Genomic DNA, 22,490 nt, shown 5'->3' with positions numbered 1-22,490 from the left:
CGCCTTCTAGTTGCCGTTGCCGGGTACGAGGACGAGGGCGACCTCGCCGCCTGACGCGGCGTCGGCCAGATCGGCGGCCTTGTCGCTGTCGACGGTGAGCGTGATGGCGTAGTTGGTGCTGGCGGTGAAGTCCGAGCTGCTCTTCTCCCCCGGTACGGCGCTGACCTTGGCGTCGCCCGTGATCAGCGAGTCGGTGCCGGAGGAGGAAGAAGACGACGAACCGCCGGAGGAGGAGCCGCTGACGCGGTAGGCGGCGACGGTGTCGCCCACTTCGAGACCGGTCGGGTACTGACCCTCCTTGAGGGCCAGGCCGACCGTGGACTTGCCGGCGGGAAGCTTGGTGCCGCTGCCGAACATCTCGCCGACGGCGACGACACCGGCCGGGATGGTGGTGACGGCCTTCAGCTTCTTCAGGCTCTCCAACTGGGACCACTTGACGTAGTGGATGCTGGAGTCGTCGGCGACCATGACGGAGGTCACGTTGCTTCCGTTCACGGACGAGCCGGCCGGAATCTCATCCGTGATCTTTATGACCTCGATCCGCTTGCCGGCCTGCAGCACGAGCGTCGTAGCCCCCAGCGCGCCCAGCAGGATCAGCAGCACCGCGAGTGCGGCCAGCGCCGGCTTGCGCTCGCGCGGCGCGGTGGGAAGCCGGTCACCGACCGAAGGCTGAGCCGGACCGGCGGAACGACCGGCGCCCGCCCCCGTACGCTCCTGGATCTTCACGCAACCGCTCCCCGTTAAAGCCAAGACTTTGTCTGTCAAGAACTCTGAAATGCCGTCAACGCTCTCCACACCGCGAAAGCGGACACTCCACACGAATCACCCCGAAATCGGCTGATTACTCCGCCGCGGGGTGAGTGTCAAGCGATCGCACCGTATCAGCCGCACATAAGCCCCTCAAGGCGCGGCCGGACTCCTTGACCTCACTGAAATCGTCGTTGCGATCTGCAACGAGGGAGGCCCTTGGGCCAGTTGGGAGTAGGGGGCCTCGGACACGAGTCGAGCTGTGCGCCGGCGAATCCCGAACGCCCTGCTCGCACACCCTCCACGCCACGAGCCCTCACCACGCACCCATGAGGCCTGCACGAATCACTCACGTCGGCTTGACCGACACATGCCATGATTTTTGCCTGGCGGGTGCAGATGTCGGACAGGACCGGCCCTGCGCGTGGTGGCGGTCCCGGCCCCGACGGTTCGTGGCGGCAGTGCCCGAACTGTCGCGGGTGGGACGGCGGTTGCGGCGGCGGCGTCCGAATAGGATCAGCCGGCCGGGTGAAGGTTCGCCGGCATGAATGACGGGGAGGGTGCCGGGCCGTGATCGAGCCGTCGTACCGCCATCACTGGAAGCCCCCGGAGGGCGAGGAGCTCGTCACGCGCGGCCGGGTGTCCTTCGCGACCGGGGCCGCGGGGCGCGTCGAGGGACGACGCTGGTTCCGGGACCCGGAACGGCGGGACATCCAGGGCGAGTTGGCGGGGTGGCCGGCAGGGCCGACGTGTCGCCGACGCTCGTGGTTCGACCGCGTGGTGTGGGACGGCGTGGTGGCGGTGTTCGCCCTCCTGCTCACGCTCGTCTTCGGACTCCTCGGAGGCAGCCCGGCCCAGCCCGACGGCCTCGGCAGGAGCGAGGACCCGGAGAACGAGGAGAAGGACTTCCCGGTGCTGTGGGCGGCCCCCGGCACGATCGCCCGCACCCTCCCCTGGCAGCTGGACCCGGCCCGCCGCCCCGACCCGGACGTCACGGAGCTGGTCCTGACCGACCGCCGGTTGCTGGTGCTCGGCGGACTGAAGGACCCCAGGCAACCCTGGGAGGAAGTCCTCTGGGAGACGGACCTCAGCACGGTCACCGCAGTCGAGCGGCGACCGTTCAGTGCCGGCAAGCGGGACTTCGGGATCACCTTCACGGACGGCTCCTGGTGCCGTCTGACGTCCTTGGAGGGCGAGGGCCTGGTCCAGCGCCTGGCGACGGCCGTCGGCAGCGAGGTGCGGTGACGTGGGCGGATCGGCCAAGCCCAGGCGCCCGAGGGCCGCTCCGGCCGCATCGCGGGTCCGGGGGCCCGGCGCGAAGAAGGCGAAGAAGGACCGGGACGCTCTCTTCGGGTGCCTGATGTTCCTCGGCATCGGGGGCGGGATCGTCCTGATGGCGCTGGGCACCATGCTCTGGGGCGACGACGCCTGGCAGTGGGCGGCACGGAACTGGCCGGGCGGTGCGTACGCCTTCGCGGTGTGCCTCGGTGTGGCCGCCCCGCTCCTGGTCGCCCTCTTCCTCCGGGCACTGGACGGCGTGGGCCGCAAGGCCTGGAGGACCAGCCCGGCCCGCACCCTGGCCTGGACGGTTCTCGCCGTCCTGGCAGTGGCGTCGCTGTTGGCCTTCCTGTCCCTGGCCTTCGACGCGATGGACAGTGGCAAGCGCAAACACCGTTCGGTGGCGCCGAGTTGGGTGTTCGCCCACTACCCGTGGCTGTGGGCGGTGGGCATCGCCTCGACACTCGCTTCGGCGGTGCTGCTGGTGTGGCTGATGGTGGTCCTGAGCCGACGAGCCGACGCTGCTAGGACGTGACCCGAACCGTCTCCGCCAGCTCGTCGGTCAGCTCGCACAGGGTGTCCGTGTGGGCCAACGCCCGCCAGGACGTGAGCAGGACGAGCCCCCATGTCTCGTCGGCGCGGATGCCGTACGCACAGGTCTCCAGCACCGTCCCCAGTCCGTCCCGGCCGACGTCCTGGACGTACGCGTGCCGGACCCGCACCGCCGGGCCCGCGGGAAGGGTACGGAGCTCGGCCTCGGGCGGGCGGTAGGAGACCGGGGTGGGGGCGGCGAGGTAGCGCTGGAGCAGGTCGACGGTCATCGTCGGGTACGTGTCGTCGGCGACCAGCGCGGACAGCTCGATCCGGGCGAGTTCGCCGAGGCGTGGCTCGGGGACGTACGACAGCGCCGTGATCGGGCCGCGCTCGCGGGAGTCGGCGGCGGCCTCGCGGAGTTCGGCGGCGAGGGCGTCGAACAGCTTCGGCTCGTCGTCGTCCTGGCCGGCGAGCCCCCGGGCGGCCTCCGCAGCCCACCCGCGCAGATCCACGGACGACCGCACGGGCAGCGCGAGGGCGTCCTCCGGTGTCCGCATATGAACGGTGGCGGCGGCGAACTCGGGCATCAGGCCATCCATTGCAGGGTGCGGGCGACGGAGTCGAACAACGTGACCAGGGCCTCCACCAGCGGCTCCAGCGGCGGTGCCGTCGGGGTCGAGAAGGAGAGCAACAGCCGCTGGCCGCTGTGCGGGACGGCGAGGTAGACGTCCAGGTGGGCGACGGCGAGCTTGTTGCCGTCGAGGCTGCCGGGGGCGTCGGGGGCGGGTCGGCGGAGGTAGCGGTGGCGTACGGCGGGACCGGCGGGGAGGTCGACGAGGGTGACGTCGTCGTCACCGACGTGACCGGCGTCACCGGCGTCACCGGCGTCGGTGCGGAGGGCGAGGGAGCGGGCGATGTCGCCGAGGTCGCCGGGGTCGGTGCCGGGGGCGGGCCGCAGGACGGTCACGACCAGACCGGCGGAGACGGCAACCTGGCCGAGGACCTGGTTGACGACGTACATCTCCACGCCGCCGTTGGCCTGCGCGGCCTCGGCCTGTGCCCGCATCCGCTCCGCGAGCGCGGCCTCCAGCTGCGGGGTGGCCTGCGTACGCCGCAGCCCCCGCTTGACCAGCTTGTCGATGCGGTGCGTCCAGCGCTCCGGACTGTCCAGCACGATCCGCTCCCAGCCGTCGGGGACGGCGAAGCGGTAGTCGGAGGGAGGTGGGACGGGGGTGACGCGGGTTTCCGTGCCGTCGGTCATACGTCCGTTCCGCTCACCCGGCGGCCCTGTTCGCCCCGCCCGCCGCGCCGCTCGTTCGACCGGCTCAGCACAGCGGCGGTCACCGGGGTGAGGACGAGGACGGCGGCGGCGCCGAGGCAGACATACGCGGCGGCGGTCCCGCCGATGGCGGACTTGCCTCCGAGAACCGGCCGGTAGTGATCCGACGGATCGATCACCGCAAGGGTCCTGGCGCCGACCATGGCCTCGTCCGTACACCGCTTGTCGTTCTTGAACACCCTGCGGACCGCTCCGTCCGGGAGCGTGACACGGCAGTACGTGACGCGGACACCGTGCGACGCCTGCTCGTGCAGGGGCTTCGCGTAGGTGACCGTGGTCTCCTGCCCTCGCAGGTGCAGGTACCACTCGTCGGCGGCGTACGAGCCCATCCAGATCAGGGCGACATAGGCGACCGCGACGAGGCCGCAGGCCGCGAGCCCGCCGAGGGACCTGCGGGTCTTGAACCCCGCCCAGGCCACGGCCACACCGCAGGCGACACCGACGAAGAGCGCCGAGGAATTGACGACGTACGTGGACAGCAGGCACAGGACCACGCCGATGACGGCGGCCAGGAGCAGCCGTATCCACGGCCAGGCCCCTCTGCTCTCGTCCGTGCGCCGATCGCCGTCGAAATCCCACAGGCTGGAAGGGCGGGAGTGTTCCGCGAGGATGTGCTGCACGGCCTGCTCACCGCCCTCCTCAAGGGCGATGTCGCGCAGTCTCGGCAGGCCGAGCCCTTTCTCCTCGAGTTCGCGCTGTCTGCTTCTCGGGAGCCGGGCGAACTGTTCGTCGACGGTCTGACCGTCTCCAAGTGCCACTTTCCTCGTTCTCTCCTCGCCCTGGCGGGCCTCGCCGTGATCCGGTACCGCTGACGCCCTCAGCCGCCGGCGACCTTCCAGTTCCAGTTGTAGAAGGGAATGCCGCTCGACCCGAGGGGAGCTGTGTGCTTGAGACCGTCGAACAGGTTGCGCTCGATGGAGGCCGGCTCCCAGCCCGCCGCGGGCGCCAGGTTCACGATGCCCGCGCCCAGCGGCAGCACCTGGCTCGCTGCGTACAGGCCACCGGCCGACCACGCCTTGCCCTTGAAGACCGAGTCGGAGAGACCGCTCCACTTGGGCAGGTCCTTGGTGAGGATCGAGTCCTCGGTGCCACGCTCGGCGACGGCCGTGCGGATGTCGGTGAAGTACGCCTTGAAGTTGACGGACTCCTTGACGATCGACTTCATCCTGGGCAGGACGCTGTCCGGTCCCTTCGCCAGGGCTTCGCCGATCTTGCCCGCCTTGACTCCCGAGTTCGCCTGGGCGATCTCGCCGGCCAGTTTCTCGCCCACGCCCAGCCCCCGCAGGTTCAGGAACTCCCTGAGCGCCGACGATCCTCGTGCGGCGGTGGCCGCCTCCTTGAAGGTCGTCCCGAGCACCCGGCCGGCACCGAAGGACAGCACGCCGACCACGTCGATGGCGACGTCCAGCCAGGTGCCCTTGCCGTCCAGCGCGGAGACGGTGTCGCAGACGAGCGCGACCACGGAGGCGATCAGGGCCAGTGCACCGAGCACCTCGCCGAGGATGGGGACCCAGCTCAGCACCAGAGCGAGCAGGCAGAGCACTCCGGCGATCGCTCCCGCCCAGTGGCCGATGGTGGCGACCCAGTCCTTCCAGTTGTCCCACCAGTGGTGCTTGGGGTCCTTCAGGCCGTCATGGTCGATGGCGTCCCGTATCGCTTTGGCGGCGTACCCGGCCTGGGTGTCCCGGTAGTCGAGCGCGGCCCGAAGCTCCCGCTTGGCGGCGTCGAGCTCCCCGTCGGAGGCCTCCTTCTGCCGCTTCAGCTTCTGCTTATCGGGATGATTGTCGTCACTGGACGGATGCTGATCGATCTGCTTCTGGTAGTTACTGCTGTCGGTATCGGCTGCGGCGGCCTTCTTCAGCGCCGAACGGACCCGGTTCTGGGCATGGTTGAGGGCGGTGGCCCAGTTCTCCCGGACGGTGTCGGCGATGGGCTCGTACGGCACGGAGGATCCGAGGGCCGCACCCGCCGCCGCGTACCGCTGATGCGACTGACTGAGCAGCTTGACGGTGTCCCCGGTCTTCTTGGTGAACTCCCGCCCCGCATCGGAGTCCCACCCGTTCCCGTCGACGAGGTTGTTCAGCTTGCCGGCCTGCTCCTCGATCAGCTTGGCGGTGTCGGAGATCCGCTTGCCGAGCCGGGCCACCTCGTACGGATCCCCCGGCGTGAACTCCCGGTCGTCGTACCGAGCCGTCTGCCAGTCGACGCCGGAGAAGTCGTGATCGCTCACTTGTCCCCCGACTGGGCCTTGAGCAACGCGTCGGCGAGATGCTGATCGACCCCGTCGTAGGCCTTGGCCGCCTCGCCCGCGGTCTTCCCGAGAAACTCCAGCCCGTCGCAGAGCTGCTTGCGCTTCTTCTTCCAGTCGTCCGCGAAGTCACCCAGCGCGCCGGCCACATCACCGGACCCGATCTCGGCGCCGTACGAGTCGACGAGATCCTTCGCATGCTCAAAGCTGGACTTCAACTTCGCGACCGACCGGCTGATCTCCCGCAACTCGGTCGTGGACACCTTGACGTGATCCGCCACTACTACCCCCGTGAATACCTGCGTACCCGGCCGCCCCGCAGGACGCAGACGGCCACGGTCACTGTGGGGCGGGGGTTTCGGGTCCACAACCAATGGACCGCAAAGGGAGCTCAAAGGAGGGGGTGTCCGACCACCGACCCCAACCGACGCCCACACGACCTTCATGCCCCCACCACAAGCGTCGACATGAACCGGGGACATTCGACGGCCTCGCCGTCACCGGCCACTACCGAATCTTCAACTTCGAGGACCTCCAAGGACTCCCGCGGGCGACTGGCAGGTGACACGGCAGCTGGCAGAAGGCGGACAGGTGTGTGCACAGGTGACCGTCTTCAGCGCCGCCTCGCACGCGAAGACACAATCCGGACACAGTAACGGGGGGTTGGCACCCGTTGAGCCGGAGTTCTCCCCCTGCCTCACAGGTTCACGCTGGCGAAACCGTGAACCCCGCCGATAGCGTCTGTATCCTTGCCTGCCTTCATTCTCACGGGGAGTCCACAGTGAAGTGCCGCACACTGTCCGTCGCTGCCGCGCTCGCCGCCTCTGCAGCCCTCCTACTGACGGCTTGCAACGGCGGGGGTTCAAAGGCCAACGACAAGATCACCGGGGCCGACAGCGGCGACACGAAGGCATCGGCGTCGCCGAGTGCCGACAACACGGTCGCGAGGCCCGAGATCACGCTGCCGAGCGACCTGACCGACACCTTCGAAAGCTGGAAGACCGGTGACACGACCAAGGACGCGGCCCTTGCGGACGTCAGCCGACGGATCGACGCGACCAACTACGCCATCGCTCAGGGCGATCCCGGGCTTTCCGCGCTCAGCTTCTACTACAGCGGCGGCGCTCTCGCCGATGCCAAGGACTGGGTCGAATCCATCACGAAGGACGGTTACTCGATCACCGGCACAAACCGCTACTACAACGTCAAGATCGACGCCTTCGACTCGGCGTCGGCGGGTGTCGTGTACTGCGAGGACCAGAGCAAGGCCTTCGCGAAGGTCCGCAAGTCGGGAAAGATCATCAAAACGCCGGTGAACGACGACTCATACGTCATCTACACGACGCGTCTCGAAAAGAACAAGCAAGGCGTATGGCAGACGACGAAGCTCACTTCGGAGAGGGGCAACAAGTCGTGCACGCCGTGACATTCAGCAGCCGATACGTCGTGGCAGGACTGCTCTCAGGAGCCCTTGTTCTCACTGTCCCGGGAACGGCGTCCGCGACCTGGCCCCCGAGCGCAGGCACTCAAGGCAACACCAAACAGAGCGGTAGCTCCACCGCTGGCACCCTGGTTTCCAGAGTGACTTATTCCGGTTCGGTGCGTTCGGGCAACGGCGGCACCGCCGTGCAGCCCGTCACCGACTGGACCCCACCCGCGTGCTGGTACGAACCTCGCTCGGTCGCGGAGTTCAGGGACTACGTCGAGACGATGTACACGGACACAATCAACACCCCTGGCCAGGCCAACTATGCCAAGGCCGCGGTAGGTGAATTCCGGGACATCTACAAGGACGGCAAGTACAAGAACTACAACGAGGACGAGGCCGCCGACGGCAGCTGGTGGGTCGCGGTCCAGAACCCCGATCGCCTGGACGACCCCGCCAGTTGGCAGTGCAGCGACCTCCCCTTCTGGGTAGCGAACAACGACGACCCAGGAGTCCCCCAGGCCGTCACCCCCAAGATCCTGGCCGAAGCCGCCTACGACGCGATTCAGCTCCCCGATACTAAGGTGACCCTCGCTCCGGCGGACATCACTAAGGTCAACCTCGCCACCTGGGCCTGGCTCGACAAGACCGATTTCAAGCAGGTCTCGGTCACCGCCTCACTCAATGCCGGGGGCCTCAACATCCAGGCGACGACGACGGCCAAACCGATCTCCCTCAAGCTCGAACCCGGCACGAGTGACGCCGAGACCTATCCCGCTTCCGGCGTGTGCACCCTGAACCCGGATGGCTCCATCGGCGAGCCGTATGCCAGGGGTAAGGCCGATCGAACTCCGCCCTGCGGCATCAAGTACCTGCGTTCGTCGGGGGACGGGTCGTACCACCTGAAGGCAACCATCACCTGGCAGATCAGCTGGTCGGGGAGCGGGGGCGCGGGCGGTGACCTGCCTGACGGCACCTTCGGAACAACCCAGGACATCAAGGTCCAGGAAGCCCAGGCCGTGAACCGCTGACGGGATACATCTCCAAAAATGGACAGGAAGACCCTCGCCGGACGCATACAGAGCCGGCTCGGTGTCCCCGCCGAGTGTGCCGCCTGGTGCCGGATCGGCAAGATCCCCACGCCTCCGAAGGACGTGCACCGGGCGGCCGGCGACGGACCGCTCAGACCCGCGCTGATCAGGCCGCTGGGTGCGCTCGGCGTGATCCTGACCGGGCTTCTCTCTCCGCTGTTGCTCCTTCTCTTCCTTCTCTCGAAGGTTGCGGATGCGGAGGAGTGGCTGAAGGCCTCGGCGTTGGAACGCGCCAGGGCGCGAGTCAAGGCACGCGAGGCCAAGGAGGGGAAGGCCACCGTCCGCGCCCGCGGCCTCGACCAGGTCTTCGACGGCGACTGGAACAAAGCGGCGGGCCAGTTCCTGCTCCGCTGGTACAGCCACTCGGCACACCCCACCCGCGCCCTCGTTCTGACCCAGGACCGCATCATCCTCGCCGCCCCACCCAAGCGCGTCTCCGTACGACAGGAAGAACGGCTTCGTGTCGTCGCCGACATTCCGGCCACCGAAGCGGTCGTGGAGGATCCCCTCGCCGAGTTGCACACGAGCGACCTGCTGCGTATCCGGTTCAGAGACGGATCGTGGCTCACGGTCGTCACCGAGGAGACGCGCGGTGAGGTGCACATGCACGTGATGCAACAGCCCCGGCCGGGTAGCCACCGACGTACCTCTGCTGATTGAGCACGACGCGATTCCCCTTCGAGCTGCCCCACGGGCCCAGCAACGCCTGTGTCCGCTGGAACATTCGCGCTGGCGAAGCGAAGTCCTTGAAGATAACGTTGGAATCTCTTGACGAACTTCTGACTCACGGGGGAGTCCACTCTTGAAGTGCCGCCGAACGCTGCCGCACGCGCACTGCAGCGAAGCACACACCGCGAGCGCGCTGAGCGCCAGGCAGCCGGCCGCCGTCAACTCTGGGCGCGGAGGGGAATCTGCGCGTGGCTGACCGACTGGTCGTGGATGGCGGCGAACTCGCCCGTTTCATGAAACTCCTCAACAAGTCGAGCAGTTCGCTGAAGGGGCTGCGCAAAGCCCTGAGCGATGCCACCGTCACAGGGCTGGGCACGGACGACCTGGACTCGGCCTGCGAGGACTTCCAGGACGACTGGAAGTACGGAACCGACGAGATCGGCAAGCAGACCGAGGACCTCGCCAAAATCATCGGCGAGAGCAAGAAGAGCTACGAAGAGGTCGACAAGGCGCTGGAAGAGGCCTTGAAGAAGTCCAAGAACAGCGGTGCAGAGGGAAAGAAGTGACGTACACGCCGGGCCTAGAGCAGCCGCCGTATGCCAACTCCCCCGCCTCTCGGGACGGCGCTCTGCCCCAGGGCCTGAAATCCTCTCCGTCCATCCCAAACCCGGACTATCCGCACCTTGGCTTCAATCCCACGCCCGGTGACACCGACACGGTCCACGATCTCTACAAGAAGCTCGGCAACTGCGCCAAGGTCCTGGAGGAGTCGCATGGGCTCGTCACCAAGCTGATGGACGGCAGCTACTGGGAGGGGGACGCTGCCGTGGCCTTCCGCGAGCAGATCGAAGGAGGCCCCCTCCCGCTCAATCTGAAGAACGCGGCGCACTCCATTCGCAAGGCCGCTCGCCAGCTCAACAGCTGGGAGGGTGAGCTCGAGGAGTTCCAGCGGCGGGCCAAGAAGCTGGAGCAGGAGGCCAAGGATGCGCAGGACACCTTGGACGCGGCGAAGGGGAACGCCGCGAAGGCGCAGAACGACCCCGGCCTCAAGAGCAAGGGAAGCGCGCACGACACGGCGCAGAAGGGTCTGACCAGCGCCAACACAGCGGTGGAAACGGCCCAGTCCGAGCTCGGCAAGATCGTCGGTCGCGCGAAGAAGCTCGCCGAGGAGCACGAGGAGAAGGCTCGGTACCGCGCCGGAAAGATTCGCGACGCCACGCACAAGCTGGCACCGCACGAACCGGGTTGGCTGGAGGAGTTCGGTGACTGGTTCACCGAGAACCTGCCCGACATCCTGAGTTTCACCGCGGGTGTCATCGGCCTGGTGGCGCTGTTCGTGGCGACCGGCGGTGTGGCCGCGGCCGTCCTGCTGCTCACGGCCGCCGCGCTGAGCGCGACCGCTCTCACCATGCGGCTGAGTGACTCCGAGGTGCTCGCCTCCCTGAAGGACGGCTTCACCAAGGGGGAGTTCGACTCCGACTTCTGGGGCAATGTGGTCAGCCTCGGTGGCGACGTTCTTGGCGCGATTCCGGGTGTGGGCGCCGTGGGCCTGGGCGCCCGTGGAGCGGTGAACGCCCTGCGAGCCGGCGAGGAGGCGGTCACCCTCGGGAAGGTGATGACCACGTTCGGGAGCGAAACGCTGACGCACGCCAAGGCGATCACGGGCCTCGGAAATCCCGCATTGGACCTCGTGGTGCGTGGAGCGCGGGACTCGGCGCGGGCCGGTGAGATCGTGGAGATCACCTCGGCTTCGCTCGGCGTCGTCACCGCAGGATACGGACTGGTGTCCAGCGCTGTGGACGCCCTGGACAATGACGGCGCCAAGGACGGTGGCACCGGAGTCGACGGTGTGCGAAGCGTCCTGGACGGCGGTGCCTTGATCGACCTCGCACGGCATGTGTTCTGAATCGAAGAGCAAGAGAGAGCCCATATGAACCCCGCGGACCATCCCACAGCCTGGGAGCACCCTCCGACCCGGCGCGCCTGGGGCAAGCAGCTGGTGATGAACGTACTGGCTCTCCTCGCCTGGATCGCGCTGTGGTTCGCCCTGCTGGCCGTTCTGGCGGTGATCCTGGGGCCCGGATACGCGATCGTCGTCGTGCCGTTCCTGATCTACAGCTTCTACCGGGCCTTCCTGCAGCTCTTCGTCATCTCCGCCGCCTTCCGGATGCGTCGGGTCCTGCAGGTGTACCCGTGGCAGCTGTCCCGCGACGTGCGGTACGGCCTCACCAAGCGGTCCGATGTCGTCGGCAGGCAGTTCGGCTGGTTCGAGTTCCCGAACCCGGCCCGGCCGGAGGAAGCGCTACCCATGGTGTTCGGCCGGCACTGGGGAGTCGGCTGGTGGAGCCGCCGTATGTCACCCCGTGCGGCATCGGAGCTCAAGGCCCAGATCAGCGAGGTGTGGTTGGCCGGCGACCCGCGTTTCATCGGGGTGCTGGCCGCGCCCGCGTCCGACGGGGCGATTCCGCGCCGCTTCCGTTTCCTTCATCAGCAGACCGGGTCGGACGGAGGACTTCGTGGCGTCGCCGACTGGGGTGCCACCGCCGAGGACGTCGAACGCGGTCGTCGGGCCGGCATTGTGCCCGCCCGTCCCTGAATTCCGACACCGACGAAACCTTCGAAGAACATGGACACAGCACCCAATCTCATCATCGACGATTCGGCCAGTGACCCGAACGCCGGAATCTGGTTCGCCGTGCCTGGCGGTTTCACGGAGCTACCCATCGACGTTCTCCTCGCCAATCCCGCTTCCGCCGAGGCGGACCGCCTCCGTCAGGCGCTGTCCCCGCTGGTCGAGGCCATCCCCGACGGCGTCGCCAAGCAGCAGTTCATCGCTCAACTGGCATCGGGACAGCAGCTCCTCCGCGCCCTGCGGGAAGTGGGCACCGTGCACTGCGCTCTGGGCGTCCACCGCGACGACATCGCGGAAGGCAGCGGCGGGACGCTGCACTCCCTCTTCACCGTGTCATGGCGGGACATCGCCTGGGCCCCACGATCGGTGAGTGCGGCGCGGGCGGTGGCGACGGCCCAACACCATGCCCATGTCGAGTACCTGGATCTGCCCGGCGGACCGGCATCCATGGGTGAGACCGTGCGCACCCCTTCCATCGAGTCGGGCCTTCCGCCGACCCCGCTGCTCCAGGTCCACGCCTACCTTCCCCACCCAGACCACAAGCGCATGGCGGTTCTCACGCTGAGCACCACCGCGGTGGAACGACGTGTCCAATACCGCGCGATCCTCCACAGCATCGCGGAACTCACCAGCTTCGAATCGCCTTTGGACGAAGGACAGAAAGAGCAGTGAAGGAAGGGCGCGGGCACACGACCGACAGGGACCCGGCGCGCGGCACTCACCTGTGGGCTGGAACTCGTGCCGGGAAGCGTGGTCGGCAAGAGCCGCACCAGTCCCACGGCCCGTTCACCCCACTGGCGGAGCACCGTCCTCCTGATACCGTCGGCCTGAGGCGCCGAACTGCTTGCCGATTCCGTTTAGCGAACGGCAGAATCGGAACAACTAACCAACTGTCGGGAGGGTTCAGCGCATGGGGGACGTAACGTCTCGTACCGCGTTCGATGATCCGGCCACCCTGCGTGCGTGGCAGCGTGCACGACGGCGGTCTCTCTGGACATTCGCCCTCTGGGGCTTGTCCCTGCCCGGCTTCCCCTTGCTGGCGACGGCTTTGTGGCAGTCACCGGCAGATGGGTCAATCCCCGGCTACATCGTTGCTCCGCTGGTCCTTCTGTCTACAGTTGGACTCGTGGTGTCGGAGCGCCGTTTGTCGCGCGTTAAGCAGATGAAGGGCATCCTGGCCGTCTATCAGTGGAAAGAGCACCCTCCACTGAAGAAGGTGCTGCCAGGGGACGTCACGCATTTTCAACTTCCCGACCCGGATGCCCCGAACAAGAAGGTCAGCGTTGTCGCCCTGCGAAACGGGTTCGGCAAACGACGGCGGACCACGTTGACCGGCGCCCGAGCCCATGGGTTCGCCTTCGCCGGCGATCCGCGCTTCGGCGTGGTGCTGACGCCTCTGGGACAACATGAACTGATCGCCGTCCGTCCCAAACACCCGCAGCTCTCCGGTGGACGGCCGAATGGAGTTGACGAAGCGTCCTGGCAGTTGGCGCAGGCGGCTGGTATCGGCCACTGACAGTCACGTATCCAACTGTCCAGAGACCCCGACGAGAACAACGTGAGGTTCCCGTGCCGGAATTCCTGTACACCACACTCGACGATCAAGACGACGTACTCGACGGAATGTTCCAAGGGCATCTCGACGTCAAGGGAAGCGCCGGCAGTGCCACCTCGCGCAACCCTCGGCAGTCGGATGGCGGCGTCGGGATCATCCTCTTCCCGGCGCTTGTCGATCTGCTCGACGGTGTGAGCGAGCTGCTGCGACGCGGACGCGGCACATTCAAGTGTTCCGGCATCGGTCTGGCGCTGAAGTTCAAGCTCAAGGACGGGCGCATGACGATCAGTTATCGCTGGACGGTAATCGACGATTCGTCGCCGCAGTCCACAGCGTCCGCAATCTGGACGGCGGCTCAGCAACTGACAGACGGCATCCTCGGCCGTGTCACGGAGCCCACCAGGTACACCGAAAGGGCCGATGACGGAACTGATCGGTACATCGACTTTCGCATCCAGGTGAAGGAATCACTGGAGCGGTTCGAAGTAGCCAGGGCGCACCTCAGCCGTTGAACGCAGCCTTGGCGGGCAGGATACCCGGCTTATAGCCCAGACCGCTGTCGCCGTAGCCACCGACGGTGTCCATCAGTACGCCACTGGTATCGAATTTGGCGCCGAACACCGCGCTATTGACGGTGGCTTTGGTGACACTGGTGAGGAATCCCTGGGTGGCTCCCAGAACGGCCGCGCCCATCTTGGTTTTCCCGGCCAAGGCCATACCCAGATCCTGGAACTGCCCGCGCGTCATGTTGATCCGACCACTTCTGTAGATGGCTGTGGCCGCGCTGGGGAGGCCCTTACTCAAGCCCTTGCTCACCAGCGCACCGGAACCCACACCGACGGCATTGCTGACGAGGTTGCCCAGCGCGTTCTTCTTCACGTCACCCCAGCCGCCGTTCAGGGCATCCTTGAGCGTGTTCTTGAACTCGCCCTTGGCAAAGGCGAAGGCGACCTTACGGAAGCCCTTGAGGTCCTCGCCCGTGTGCCACAGTTTGATCAGGCGGGCGCTGGCGATCTCCGCTTTCCTGACCCTCAACGCCATCTTGAGCCCACCGGCGAGTTTGCCAGCCTTCGCCAACATGGACAGCTTGCCGACCACCGGGATGCAGTCCAGCGCGGCGAAGAGCAAATCACCCCAGCCCGCCTTCCCCTGGGCGAACTGGACGATGGTGTCAGCCAGCACGATCAATGCCGCCGCCAGGACGAACCACACCAGTGGGCCACCCATGAACAGCAGTACGATCCCGGCGACGGCCACGAAGATCTTGGCCACGAACACGGTAACTTTCCAGGCCGTGCCGAGCCAGTCCCCGACCTTCTCGTACCACTTCTTGTTGTGAATCCCAGCATCAGAGGCGCCGTGGATGTCGTGGACGAGTTTCGTCGCGGCCTTGTCCTGGTCCTTGCCGGCGTTCTCCGCCTTCGTCTTCAGCTCTGCCAACTGCGCGTTCAGGCTGTCGACCTGACCCTGCACCGCCTTCTGGTGCTGGTTGGCGTGCTGGGCGTCGCGTGTCGCCTTGCGGACCTTCTCCGGGTCGGGGGCCGCCGCGTTGCCGGCGGGGTTGTTGAGCTTGTCCTGCGCGGATTTGGCGTTGTTCGCCGTAGTGGTGGCACTCGCCAGCCGGGACTGCGCCCGGGTGAGGTCGCCGCGCAACGTCCGGGCCTTCGCGAGTGCGTGGTCCGCCGTCGTCTGGGCGTGCTCCAGCTTCCCGGCGTAGGTCAGCAGGGCGCCCGAGACCATCTCGTACGAGTCGTGCAGCTTCTGCAACTGGCCGGGCAGTTTCCCGATCTGCTCCTTGAACGCGTCCATGGCCTTGCCGGCCGACTCCTTGAGGACGGAGTCCTTCGAGGCGGAGCGGATTCCCCTGAGCACCGTGGCGACGTCTTCGACGAAGGTCTTGTACCGCTGGCCCTGGAGTTTGACCTCGTGTGGATCGCCGGGCGTCGGGTCGTCGTGCAGGTCGAGGTTGTGCCAGTCGGCGGGGCGGACCATTGGGCTCAGCTCTCCGTGTCGAGGTCGGCGCGGTAGACGAAGCGGAAGGTGCTGGTGATGAGGTCGAAGAGCTCCAGCATCGGCTCGACCAGCGCCAGTTGGGGCGTGCTGGCGCTGATGACGGCGACCTTCGGGTTGCCGCCCGGGAAGGGGATGAGGGTCTGCATCATCACCGCGCGGTAGCTGCGATTGTCGTCGGGGATCTCGACGTCCTCGATGCCTTCGGTACGCGCGGCCTGGCCGGCGTCCGGCAGCTCCACGAGGCGCACGCGACGCCACGGATCGGTCGGCCGACGGCCGGGGGCGATCGGCGCCAGGACGCCCATGAGCGTGTCCAGTCCCGTGACGGCGGTCTCGCCGGTGGTCTCGTTCACCGCCGCGCTCACGCTGACCGTGAGGCTGGCCACCATCGGCTCGTCGTCGACGATCTCGCACATGGAGCCGGAGTAGACGACGTTGTTCTTGCGGGCCTCGCGGGCCACCTTCTTCAGGGTCTTGACCAGATCAGCCTGGTGCTCGGCCAGCTCGGGCCGCTGCTTGACCCGCTCGGCCACCACATCGCGGATCGAGCGGTTCACCGTGGCGGGGTGGACGTCGAACTCGTACCAGGTACTGGGGACCTGGATGTTGATGCCGATGACGTCCCCGGGGGCCGCTCCGGCGAAAGGGTCCTCGGCGGCGGGCTCTTCGGTGCGGGGGGCGTCAGTTTCCACCCTTGCCCTCCTTCTCGTGCTTTCGGACGGCGTTCCGGAGATCGACGTCGAGCTTGGTCATCTTGTCGACGATCTCCTGCGCCATCTTCGCCACGTTCTCGAGGCCGACGTCGATCTCCTTGCGGCCGTCCTTCCAGCCGTGCATGAAGTCTTCCATCGCGTCGAAGGCCGCGCTCGAGCCCAGCTCTCCGTTGCCCAGTTTCCGGTCGACCTGGCCGGTGTCGTCCATGCGCTGTTTGATCGACCGCAGTTGACCCGCCAGATCGTCGAGGCCGGCAAGGCTCAAGGCCAGATCACCCTTGGACATGTTCGCTATCCCCCAATAGCCCGAATCGTTCCCTCGTCGCACAAGTCGCTTTCGCAATGCAGCCGTCAGAGCTTACTGCCCTTCTCCGACCCGATCACCAGCAACCGTTCCTTTGCAGCCGGCACGTTACAAGCGGATGCTGTGTCCACCGCCGACCTCCCGGGAAGCCGCACATGCAACGCGGGGGCACGGAACTCGGGCGACGAAGGAGTACGAACACTCCCGATCGCCCACCCCGGCCGGTTCACCTTGGCAAGGCCCCGGCTCCGACGACACCGTCAGCCACCTTGGACAGTCCTTTACCTCTTACAGCTTCCGCCTGGACGCACCGCGCCGCAGGAAGCCCGTCGGTGCGATGGCTGACCGCTCCTCATGCCGACGTGAACCAGCCGCCGTCGAGGCGGCGACCAGCCCCGACCTCCTTGGCCTGCCGGTCGCCAAGCTGCTCGTATGCCTCCTCGGACTTGTTTCAAGAAGTCCGAGAGACCGTGCAAGCCCTTGATCAGGTCACCCATGCAAGGTCCACGCCTCTGCCCTGACCCATGCCGATATCTCTCCCGTTGTGTTGCGGCCGCACCTGACCCGGCCGCCCCGCGGGGCGGACCATTCATGGCGTGTCCGGTTCACAACACATTGCCCCCGTTGGCAAGGAAGTTCACGCTGGCGAATCGAGAACCCCACAGATAGCGTTTGTGTCCTTGACGAACTTCTGCCTCACGGGGGATTCCATTGTGAAGCGGCGCCCATTTCCTGTTGCTGCCGCGCTCGTCGTCACCACGGCAGCACGGTTGACCGCCTACGGGGACGACGGCGACGGATCTGCGCTCCTCCCGTGACGGCACGTTCAAGCTTCGGACGACGATCCGAAAGGTCTTCTGGACAGGGTCCGGGAGCGTCGGCGGTGACCTGCTCGACGTCTCCTTCGGGACCACGCAGGATGTCACCGTCCAGGGAATCCAAGCCGTCAACCGCTGATCACAACCGGGCGGCACGCGGAGCAACCTGCCCTCCGCCCTACGGAAGAGACCGGAATCGACATGAGTGACCTGCGCCTCGAAGACACGATCTTCCAGGACCTGAAGAAGACCTTCTCGTCCATCAGCGACCGCATGGAAACGACCCGCCGCACGCTCCGCAGCTCTGACGCCTCGGCTGTCGGCGAGAGGCAACTCGTCGAAGACGTGCAGGACTTCGCCGACGACTGGAGCTACGGCATCAAGCAGCTCGGCAAGCACACTCACGGCGCCGTGAAGATGATCAACAAGATCGGCGAGAGCTTCGGCAAGCTGGACCTGGACCTGGCCGAGTCCCTCAAGGCCCCGAAGCAGAAGGGCAAGTGACGTGGCTGGGCAACGGCCTGCCTTCCCCCACATAGGCTGGGATCCCACGCCGGGCAGCGTGGAGGACACCCGAGACCTCGCCAAGCAGCTGGGCAAGCTGGCCGGCGAGCTGGGGACGGCGCTGTACGAGCTGGAGCGCATCGAGTGCGGGGCCTGGAAGGGCAAGACCGCGCTCGCGTTCACCGAGTACATCGGCAAGGACGTCACCCCGCTCGTCCGCAAGAGCCACGACTCCTTCGACAAGGCCTCACGCGCACTCCACCGCTGGGCCGACGACCTCCAGGACTTCCAGGACCGTGCGGACCGGCTGGAGAAGAGCGCCGGGGAAAAACTCGACGCGAAGGCCGAGGCCCAGGGCAAGGCCGGCAGTGACGGCAGCATGGAACTGGGCAAGGCCTCCAGCGCGGTGGACGGGGTGATCCAGAAGGTCCACGAGCTGGAGGAGGACTACCGGGCGGCCGCCCGCCAGGTCAGCAAGGAGCTGGACAAGGCCGGCGACATCGCACCGGACGAACCCGGCTTCTGGGACAAGCTCGGGAAGGGCATCGAGAACGCCTGGGACGCCACCGGCGACTGGATCAAGGATCATGCCGATCTGATCAAACTGGTCGGTGACCTACTGGGTGACCTGAGCGGCATTCTGACGGTACTGGCGATCGTCACAGCGCCGTTCGAGCCCCTCGGCGCCATCTTCGCCGTCGCGGCCGTGGTCAGCAGCGGACTGGCACTCGCCACCCATCTCGTGGCGAAAGCGGCTGGTGCGGATGTCGGCTGGACGAGCATCGGACTCGACGCGCTGGGGGCGATCCCGGGCATCGGGGCCTTCAGCAAGGGCGTCAAGGTCGCCGACGAGGCCACCGCCGTCGCCCGTGCGGCCAAACTCGGCCGCGGCTTCGAGGGGTTGGGGACCACCGGCCGGAACATCATCGGCGTGGGTGAGCGGGTCGCCGGCGCCAAGAGCTTCAATGTGTTCGGCAAGACCGTCGGCCTGTGGGGCACCAAGTCCGGAGGGCTCATCAAGGCGGAGGGCATCATGAACCGGATGAGTCTTGTCGCCGAGAACAACATCCGTAGCGGGCAGTGGCTGGGCACCCGCGGCATCCCGGGACTGAAGAAGATCGATTCCATGAGCGTGCTGGGACGGGGCATCGACTCGGCCATCAAGATCGCACCGAAGGCGTTCTCGATCCCGTCGCATATCGGTGACCTGGGGGACCGTTTCCACGACTCCGCCAAGGCACACTGAGAGGACATAAGGCTGTGGACTGGTATCCGGCCCCCGGGGAAACTCCGCGCATGCGTGTCGAGGTCGCCTTCGCGACCGGCATCGCACCCCCCGTCGCAGGACAGCGCTCATTCCGTGACACCAAGCGGCAAGACATCGAAGCCGGGCTCGGCTGGCCCCCCGGTCCCGGTTTCGCCCTTCGGGGCAAGCCCGAGCGAGCCGGCGTACGAGCCCTGGACATCGCGTTGCTCGGTATCCCGCGCCTGCTCAACATCGTTGCGAACGCCGGCGCCGCCAGTGGCACCCTGTTCGGCGAGCCGACCGGCGTGGGCGAACCCCACGAGCCGGAGAACGAGGTGGACGACTTCCCCGTCATGTGGGCGGCTCCCGACAGCACAGCCCGTACGCTTCCTTGGCAGCTCGACCCTGCTCGTCGGTCCAAGAAGTACCGCACCGAGCTGGTGCTCACCGATCGGCGGCTGCTCGTCCTGGGGAGGGACACGTCTGCCGAACCGGCCCCCACCGACGAACTGTGGGTGACGGCGCGTGATTCTGTCGCCGACATCGAGCGCATGCCTTACTCGGAAGGCCAGTCCGACGTCAGAGTCCGCTTCACTGACGGATCGTGGACGCGTTGGAAGGTCCAGGAGGCGGCCAAGCTCTCGGGACGCTTCCACGACGACCGACTGCCGGTGTCGGAGGACGAGCTCACACCGCCGCAGCGCGAGCGACTCGCGACGCTGGTCGCATCCCCTCCCCTGCATGTCTCGCGATCGATCGGCAGGGTGCTGCCGATCACTGAACCACCGTCTCTGGAACGCTTCTCCGACGGCACCGTGATGGTCGAACTACGTGTCCCCATCTCCAACGGCACGGTCCAGACCGTCACTCGCTATCTGTCCCCGGCCGGTTCGGACGACACTTCAAAGGACCGCCTCCCGTGACGAACCCGACCCAACTGACCGTGACCGCGGCCGAACAACACATCCCACCGATGACGTTCATCGCCCCGGACGGCTTCCATGCCCTGCCCGTGGACATCTCCGGCGAAGAGCGCACGGGGGCCGTGACAGGTTTCGTCCGCGACCTGTATCCCGGTGGCAACGACGTCCTGTGGCAGTCGACCGCCCCCTTCTACGAACTGGTCACAGAGGCCATGGCCTCGGCAGGGCTCGCCTACTCGGCCTTCGGCATCTTCGCCCTGGGCACCGACGGGGTGGCGCACTGCTCCTTCAGCATCGCCGCGTACGCCTCCGACCAGCCCGACCCGGACACCGCCGCGCAGGGCATCCTGGCCATCCTCAGCTCCGACGCGACGAATGACGCCCGCTGGCTCGACCTGCCCTGCGGTCCGTCCGTCGTCTGCATCACGGTACGGGAACTCACACTCAGCCCCGAGGTCACCGCGACCGGCGAGCAGATCACCCTCCACACCGGCCAAATCCAGGTCCACATCCCTTTTCCAAAGGACCCCTACACGGCTGTCCTCACCCTGGACACCGCCGCCCTCGACCACTGGGACGAGTTCTGCAACATGATGACGGCCATCCTGCAGACCGTCTCCTTCACCGACCCGGCGGACGACGCGGGGAGCCCAAACCATGAGCCGCTGAGTGCAGAATCCGCCCGAACATGAACAGGACGAGCGCAGCCTGCCGCGTACAACGCCAACTCGATCGTCGTCGGGTCCGGCGATTTGAGGGCGACAGACGCTGAGGAGATCACCACGGCCCGGCGGCGGAGCCCACCAACCTTGAGCGGATCGCGGAAATTCGAACCGCCCTCCTTGAGAAGGCGAGTTGGATGGCCCGAGCCACTGCCACTCCATGTGTTTCCGGGCAGCCGATTTGCTGGCAATTTCGCTATTTCGGCGAGCTACATGGCGGCGGCGAACCTGCGGACGGTGCCATTCCCCACTCCTGAAAATGACACGTACTCAGCAGGACAAGGCGACGGAGGAGTCGACGGACCCCCCTTGGGGAACTGAGCCCCATGAACTGGTAGGTCCTGTGCCGGCGACCTGAGAAGAAGTGGTTCGGCCGGCAGGCGGCTACCGCCGAGTAGCCGAAGCGGCACAAAGACATCCGAAGAGGCTGCGCGGCACATCGCACGACCTCGTCAGGTGTTCGATTCGTTCTCTTTCGGTGCGTCAGCCTTTGACTGTTCGACGACGAAGGATCCCTTGCCGCGCACGGTGACGATCAGGCCACGCTCGCGAAGTTCCTGTGCGGCACGGCGTGCAGTGAGACGTGCCACTCCGTACTCGTCGGCGAGGTGGTTTTCGGAGGGGATGGGTCGGTCAGGTGCCAGATCTCCGGACGCGATCTTCCCGGCGATGACGTCGGCCAACTGAATGTAGAGCGGCCTGGCGCTCATCGGGTCCAGAGGGGTCATCGGCTCTTCCGTATCGCTCATATGTCCAACGTAGAGCTGTAGTGACCTGCACAATCGTGTGGATCCCTCTGCACTTGTATGCAGAGGGCTATAGCCCGGTGTAGCGTCGAGACGACAGACCCCGGCGAGGTGGCTAGACCTCCCGGGGCACGGCCAACGCTTACAAGGAGCGTCGACATGCACGACCTTATCCCCCGCGCCCTCCAATGGCTGCGCCTCCTCTTCGCCCCCGGCACCGGGAAACGGCGCCGCCGTCCTCACCGCCCACCATTCCCCCACGTCCACCTCACCCTCGTACGCTGCCCCCTCACCGCCGAGGCCTCGCACCTCCCCCACCGGTCGCCGTACGGCCTGGCCACTCTCCTCGACGGTGCCGAGTCCGCCCTTGTCCGCCCCTACCTCACCGCCCACGAGCGCGAGGCCGCCCTCCAGCAGCGTCGCCGCCTTGCCCTCGTACTCGCCGCCGACTTCGGGATCGACCTCGACCAGCACGTGATCGGCGCGCCGGAGGTGGCTGCGTGATGGAACAGCCAAACAGCCACGCGCACGCCCCGACCTCCCCCCGCCTGCTCCCCTGGCCCACCCCCGAAGGCAAACCGTGTTACCTGGTCACGGACAACAACGGCGGGTATCTCTCCCGCCTCGCCGACGACCTGGAGACCGCCCAGCTCGCCACCGGCATCGACGTCCTGGGCCGTGCCCGCCAGGTGCTGGACGACCCGATGTCGCCGTACACCGAGGTCCGCTACGCCGGCATCCGCCTCGCCGAGTGCCTCACCGACGCGCTGCGCGTCGCGGAGTCCCGGGGCATGCGCTTGGTCGTGCCGGACGATGAGGAGAACCGCGAAAGCGCCTACGGGCAAACAACGCATAACGCAGGGAGCGAACTGCGGTCGTAGCCACGAGTGTTGGGCGACGCTGAGAATGCCGACGGTGCGGGCACTGAGGATGCCGATGAGCGAGGACAAGATCGCCCCGCTGGGGTGGTCCCAGCGGGGCG

Annotated in this window: 27 protein-coding genes; 17 read left to right on the top strand and 10 right to left on the bottom strand. The window is 66.8% G+C overall.

The window, feature by feature from the left end:
• Nucleotides 1–6: 6 nt before the first annotated feature.
• Complete coding sequence (locus ACGFZQ_RS05280) at nt 7–726, bottom strand: hypothetical protein (protein ID WP_393839275.1); 720 nt, start codon at nt 724–726, stop codon at nt 7–9.
• Between the two features lie 591 nt (nt 727–1,317).
• Here ACGFZQ_RS05280 and ACGFZQ_RS05275 point away from each other — a divergent pair.
• Both ACGFZQ_RS05275 and ACGFZQ_RS05270 read left to right on the top strand, forming a co-directional pair.
• A complete protein-coding gene (locus tag ACGFZQ_RS05275) occupies nt 1,318–1,992 on the top strand; it encodes a hypothetical protein (protein ID WP_393839274.1) in 675 nt (224 codons plus the stop codon).
• A gap of 1 nt (nt 1,993) precedes the next feature.
• Nucleotides 1,994–2,560 carry a hypothetical protein gene (locus ACGFZQ_RS05270; RefSeq protein ID WP_393839273.1) on the top strand — a complete coding sequence of 189 codons (567 nt, stop codon included), beginning with the start codon at nt 1,994–1,996 and terminating at the stop codon, nt 2,558–2,560.
• On the opposite strand, the gene ACGFZQ_RS05265 is transcribed toward ACGFZQ_RS05270, so the two are convergent.
• Genes ACGFZQ_RS05265 through ACGFZQ_RS05245 form a run of 5 tightly spaced genes read right to left on the bottom strand, consistent with a single transcriptional unit; the run spans nt 2,550 to nt 6,427 of the window.
• A complete protein-coding gene (locus ACGFZQ_RS05265) occupies nt 2,550–3,146 on the bottom strand; it encodes a hypothetical protein (protein WP_393839272.1) in 597 nt (198 codons plus the stop codon). The genes ACGFZQ_RS05270 and ACGFZQ_RS05265 overlap by 11 nt on opposite strands.
• Nucleotides 3,146–3,820 (bottom strand): hypothetical protein, encoded by a 675-nt coding sequence (locus ACGFZQ_RS05260; RefSeq protein ID WP_393839271.1) that lies wholly within the window; start codon nt 3,818–3,820, stop codon nt 3,146–3,148. The genes ACGFZQ_RS05265 and ACGFZQ_RS05260 overlap by 1 nt, the downstream gene beginning before the upstream one ends.
• Nucleotides 3,817–4,656: a hypothetical protein gene (locus tag ACGFZQ_RS05255; protein WP_393839270.1), complete on the bottom strand. Its 840-nt coding sequence runs from the start codon at nt 4,654–4,656 to the stop codon at nt 3,817–3,819. The genes ACGFZQ_RS05260 and ACGFZQ_RS05255 overlap by 4 nt, the downstream gene beginning before the upstream one ends.
• A gap of 59 nt (nt 4,657–4,715) precedes the next feature.
• A complete protein-coding gene (locus tag ACGFZQ_RS05250; protein ID WP_393839269.1) occupies nt 4,716–6,128 on the bottom strand; it encodes a hypothetical protein in 1,413 nt (470 codons plus the stop codon).
• On the bottom strand, nt 6,125–6,427 hold the full coding sequence (locus ACGFZQ_RS05245) for a hypothetical protein (protein ID WP_393839268.1): 303 nt from the start codon (nt 6,425–6,427) through the stop codon (nt 6,125–6,127). The genes ACGFZQ_RS05250 and ACGFZQ_RS05245 overlap by 4 nt, the downstream gene beginning before the upstream one ends.
• A 500-nt stretch (nt 6,428–6,927) precedes the next feature.
• On the opposite strand from ACGFZQ_RS05245, the gene ACGFZQ_RS05240 reads away from it, so the two are divergent.
• From ACGFZQ_RS05240 to ACGFZQ_RS05200, 9 genes are all read left to right on the top strand, one after another.
• Nucleotides 6,928–7,572, top strand: a complete 645-nt coding sequence (locus ACGFZQ_RS05240) for a hypothetical protein (protein WP_393839267.1) — start codon at nt 6,928–6,930, stop codon at nt 7,570–7,572.
• Nucleotides 7,518–8,603: a hypothetical protein gene (locus ACGFZQ_RS05235; RefSeq protein ID WP_393839266.1), complete on the top strand. Its 1,086-nt coding sequence runs from the start codon at nt 7,518–7,520 to the stop codon at nt 8,601–8,603. Before ACGFZQ_RS05240 ends, ACGFZQ_RS05235 begins: the two co-directional genes overlap by 55 nt.
• A gap of 18 nt (nt 8,604–8,621) precedes the next feature.
• Complete coding sequence (locus ACGFZQ_RS05230) at nt 8,622–9,323, top strand: hypothetical protein (protein ID WP_393839265.1); 702 nt, start codon at nt 8,622–8,624, stop codon at nt 9,321–9,323.
• Nucleotides 9,324–9,580: 257 nt separating this feature from the next.
• Complete coding sequence (locus tag ACGFZQ_RS05225) at nt 9,581–9,898, top strand: hypothetical protein (protein ID WP_393839264.1); 318 nt, start codon at nt 9,581–9,583, stop codon at nt 9,896–9,898.
• Complete coding sequence (locus ACGFZQ_RS05220; RefSeq protein WP_393839263.1) at nt 9,895–11,238, top strand: putative T7SS-secreted protein; 1,344 nt, start codon at nt 9,895–9,897, stop codon at nt 11,236–11,238. The genes ACGFZQ_RS05225 and ACGFZQ_RS05220 overlap by 4 nt, the downstream gene beginning before the upstream one ends.
• A gap of 24 nt (nt 11,239–11,262) precedes the next feature.
• On the top strand, nt 11,263–11,928 hold the full coding sequence (locus tag ACGFZQ_RS05215; RefSeq protein ID WP_393839262.1) for a hypothetical protein: 666 nt from the start codon (nt 11,263–11,265) through the stop codon (nt 11,926–11,928).
• 30 nt (nt 11,929–11,958) lie between these two features.
• Nucleotides 11,959–12,636 carry a hypothetical protein gene (locus tag ACGFZQ_RS05210; protein ID WP_393839261.1) on the top strand — a complete coding sequence of 226 codons (678 nt, stop codon included), beginning with the start codon at nt 11,959–11,961 and terminating at the stop codon, nt 12,634–12,636.
• Nucleotides 12,637–13,090: 454 nt separating this feature from the next.
• Entirely contained in the window at nt 13,091–13,480 is a 390-nt protein-coding gene (locus ACGFZQ_RS05205; RefSeq protein WP_393839260.1) for a hypothetical protein, read from the top strand.
• A gap of 53 nt (nt 13,481–13,533) precedes the next feature.
• Nucleotides 13,534–14,031: a hypothetical protein gene (locus ACGFZQ_RS05200; RefSeq protein ID WP_393839259.1), complete on the top strand. Its 498-nt coding sequence runs from the start codon at nt 13,534–13,536 to the stop codon at nt 14,029–14,031.
• On the opposite strand, the gene ACGFZQ_RS05195 is transcribed toward ACGFZQ_RS05200, so the two are convergent.
• From ACGFZQ_RS05195 to ACGFZQ_RS05185, 3 genes are read right to left on the bottom strand one after another with little or no spacing between them, the layout of a single operon-like run.
• Nucleotides 14,021–15,511 carry a putative T7SS-secreted protein gene (locus ACGFZQ_RS05195; protein ID WP_393839258.1) on the bottom strand — a complete coding sequence of 497 codons (1,491 nt, stop codon included), beginning with the start codon at nt 15,509–15,511 and terminating at the stop codon, nt 14,021–14,023. The genes ACGFZQ_RS05200 and ACGFZQ_RS05195 overlap by 11 nt on opposite strands.
• Before the next feature lie 5 nt (nt 15,512–15,516).
• Entirely contained in the window at nt 15,517–16,224 is a 708-nt protein-coding gene (locus ACGFZQ_RS05190) for a hypothetical protein (RefSeq protein ID WP_393839257.1), read from the bottom strand.
• Nucleotides 16,214–16,531, bottom strand: coding sequence for a hypothetical protein (locus tag ACGFZQ_RS05185; protein ID WP_393839256.1), 318 nt, complete (start codon nt 16,529–16,531; stop codon nt 16,214–16,216). The genes ACGFZQ_RS05190 and ACGFZQ_RS05185 overlap by 11 nt, the downstream gene beginning before the upstream one ends.
• 1,037 nt (nt 16,532–17,568) lie before the next feature.
• Between ACGFZQ_RS05185 and ACGFZQ_RS05180 the strand changes: the two genes are divergently transcribed.
• From ACGFZQ_RS05180 to ACGFZQ_RS05165, 4 genes are read left to right on the top strand one after another with little or no spacing between them, the layout of a single operon-like run.
• On the top strand, nt 17,569–17,871 hold the full coding sequence (locus ACGFZQ_RS05180; protein WP_393839255.1) for a hypothetical protein: 303 nt from the start codon (nt 17,569–17,571) through the stop codon (nt 17,869–17,871).
• 58 nt (nt 17,872–17,929) lie between these two features.
• Nucleotides 17,930–19,117 carry an enoyl-CoA hydratase/isomerase family protein gene (locus tag ACGFZQ_RS05175; RefSeq protein WP_393839254.1) on the top strand — a complete coding sequence of 396 codons (1,188 nt, stop codon included), beginning with the start codon at nt 17,930–17,932 and terminating at the stop codon, nt 19,115–19,117.
• Between the two features lie 50 nt (nt 19,118–19,167).
• Complete coding sequence (locus ACGFZQ_RS05170; RefSeq protein ID WP_393839253.1) at nt 19,168–20,040, top strand: hypothetical protein; 873 nt, start codon at nt 19,168–19,170, stop codon at nt 20,038–20,040.
• Nucleotides 20,037–20,732, top strand: a complete 696-nt coding sequence (locus tag ACGFZQ_RS05165) for a hypothetical protein (protein ID WP_393839252.1) — start codon at nt 20,037–20,039, stop codon at nt 20,730–20,732. The genes ACGFZQ_RS05170 and ACGFZQ_RS05165 overlap by 4 nt, the downstream gene beginning before the upstream one ends.
• A 482-nt stretch (nt 20,733–21,214) precedes the next feature.
• On the opposite strand, the gene ACGFZQ_RS05160 is transcribed toward ACGFZQ_RS05165, so the two are convergent.
• Nucleotides 21,215–21,511: a GntR family transcriptional regulator gene (locus ACGFZQ_RS05160; protein ID WP_351694119.1), complete on the bottom strand. Its 297-nt coding sequence runs from the start codon at nt 21,509–21,511 to the stop codon at nt 21,215–21,217.
• A 156-nt stretch (nt 21,512–21,667) separates the two neighbouring features.
• Here ACGFZQ_RS05160 and ACGFZQ_RS05155 point away from each other — a divergent pair, with 156 nt between their 5' ends.
• Complete coding sequence (locus ACGFZQ_RS05155) at nt 21,668–22,012, top strand: hypothetical protein (RefSeq protein WP_393839251.1); 345 nt, start codon at nt 21,668–21,670, stop codon at nt 22,010–22,012.
• Complete coding sequence (locus ACGFZQ_RS05150) at nt 22,012–22,389, top strand: hypothetical protein (protein WP_393839855.1); 378 nt, start codon at nt 22,012–22,014, stop codon at nt 22,387–22,389. Before ACGFZQ_RS05155 ends, ACGFZQ_RS05150 begins: the two co-directional genes overlap by 1 nt.
• Nucleotides 22,390–22,490 lie beyond the last annotated feature (101 nt).

This window comes from Streptomyces sp. NPDC048254 (genome assembly GCF_043201895.1).
Classification (GTDB): Bacteria; Actinomycetota; Actinomycetes; order Streptomycetales; family Streptomycetaceae; genus Streptomyces.
The sequence above is the reverse complement of the archived record's forward strand: the minus strand, read 5'-3'. Positions and strand labels throughout refer to the sequence as shown.

Excerpts from the sequence above, each read along its gene's own strand:
- ACGFZQ_RS05265 (WP_393839272.1), bottom strand. The coding sequence starts at position 3,146 with ATGCCCGAGTTCGCCGCCGCCACCGTTCATATGCGGACACCGGAGGAC.
- ACGFZQ_RS05260 (WP_393839271.1), bottom strand. The coding sequence starts at position 3,820 with ATGACCGACGGCACGGAAACCCGCGTCACCCCCGTCCCACCTCCCTCC.
- ACGFZQ_RS05235 (WP_393839266.1), top strand. The coding sequence starts at position 7,518 with ATGGCAGACGACGAAGCTCACTTCGGAGAGGGGCAACAAGTCGTGCAC.
- ACGFZQ_RS05230 (WP_393839265.1), top strand. The coding sequence starts at position 8,622 with ATGGACAGGAAGACCCTCGCCGGACGCATACAGAGCCGGCTCGGTGTC.
- ACGFZQ_RS05215 (WP_393839262.1), top strand. The coding sequence starts at position 11,263 with ATGAACCCCGCGGACCATCCCACAGCCTGGGAGCACCCTCCGACCCGG.
- ACGFZQ_RS05210 (WP_393839261.1), top strand. The coding sequence starts at position 11,959 with ATGGACACAGCACCCAATCTCATCATCGACGATTCGGCCAGTGACCCG.
- ACGFZQ_RS05195 (WP_393839258.1), bottom strand. The coding sequence starts at position 15,511 with ATGGTCCGCCCCGCCGACTGGCACAACCTCGACCTGCACGACGACCCG.
- ACGFZQ_RS05185 (WP_393839256.1), bottom strand. The coding sequence starts at position 16,531 with ATGTCCAAGGGTGATCTGGCCTTGAGCCTTGCCGGCCTCGACGATCTG.
- ACGFZQ_RS05180 (WP_393839255.1), top strand. The coding sequence starts at position 17,569 with ATGAGTGACCTGCGCCTCGAAGACACGATCTTCCAGGACCTGAAGAAG.
- ACGFZQ_RS05170 (WP_393839253.1), top strand. The coding sequence starts at position 19,168 with ATGCGTGTCGAGGTCGCCTTCGCGACCGGCATCGCACCCCCCGTCGCA.
- ACGFZQ_RS05160 (WP_351694119.1), bottom strand. The coding sequence starts at position 21,511 with ATGAGCGATACGGAAGAGCCGATGACCCCTCTGGACCCGATGAGCGCC.
- ACGFZQ_RS05155 (WP_393839251.1), top strand. The coding sequence starts at position 21,668 with ATGCACGACCTTATCCCCCGCGCCCTCCAATGGCTGCGCCTCCTCTTC.
- ACGFZQ_RS05150 (WP_393839855.1), top strand. The coding sequence starts at position 22,012 with ATGGAACAGCCAAACAGCCACGCGCACGCCCCGACCTCCCCCCGCCTG.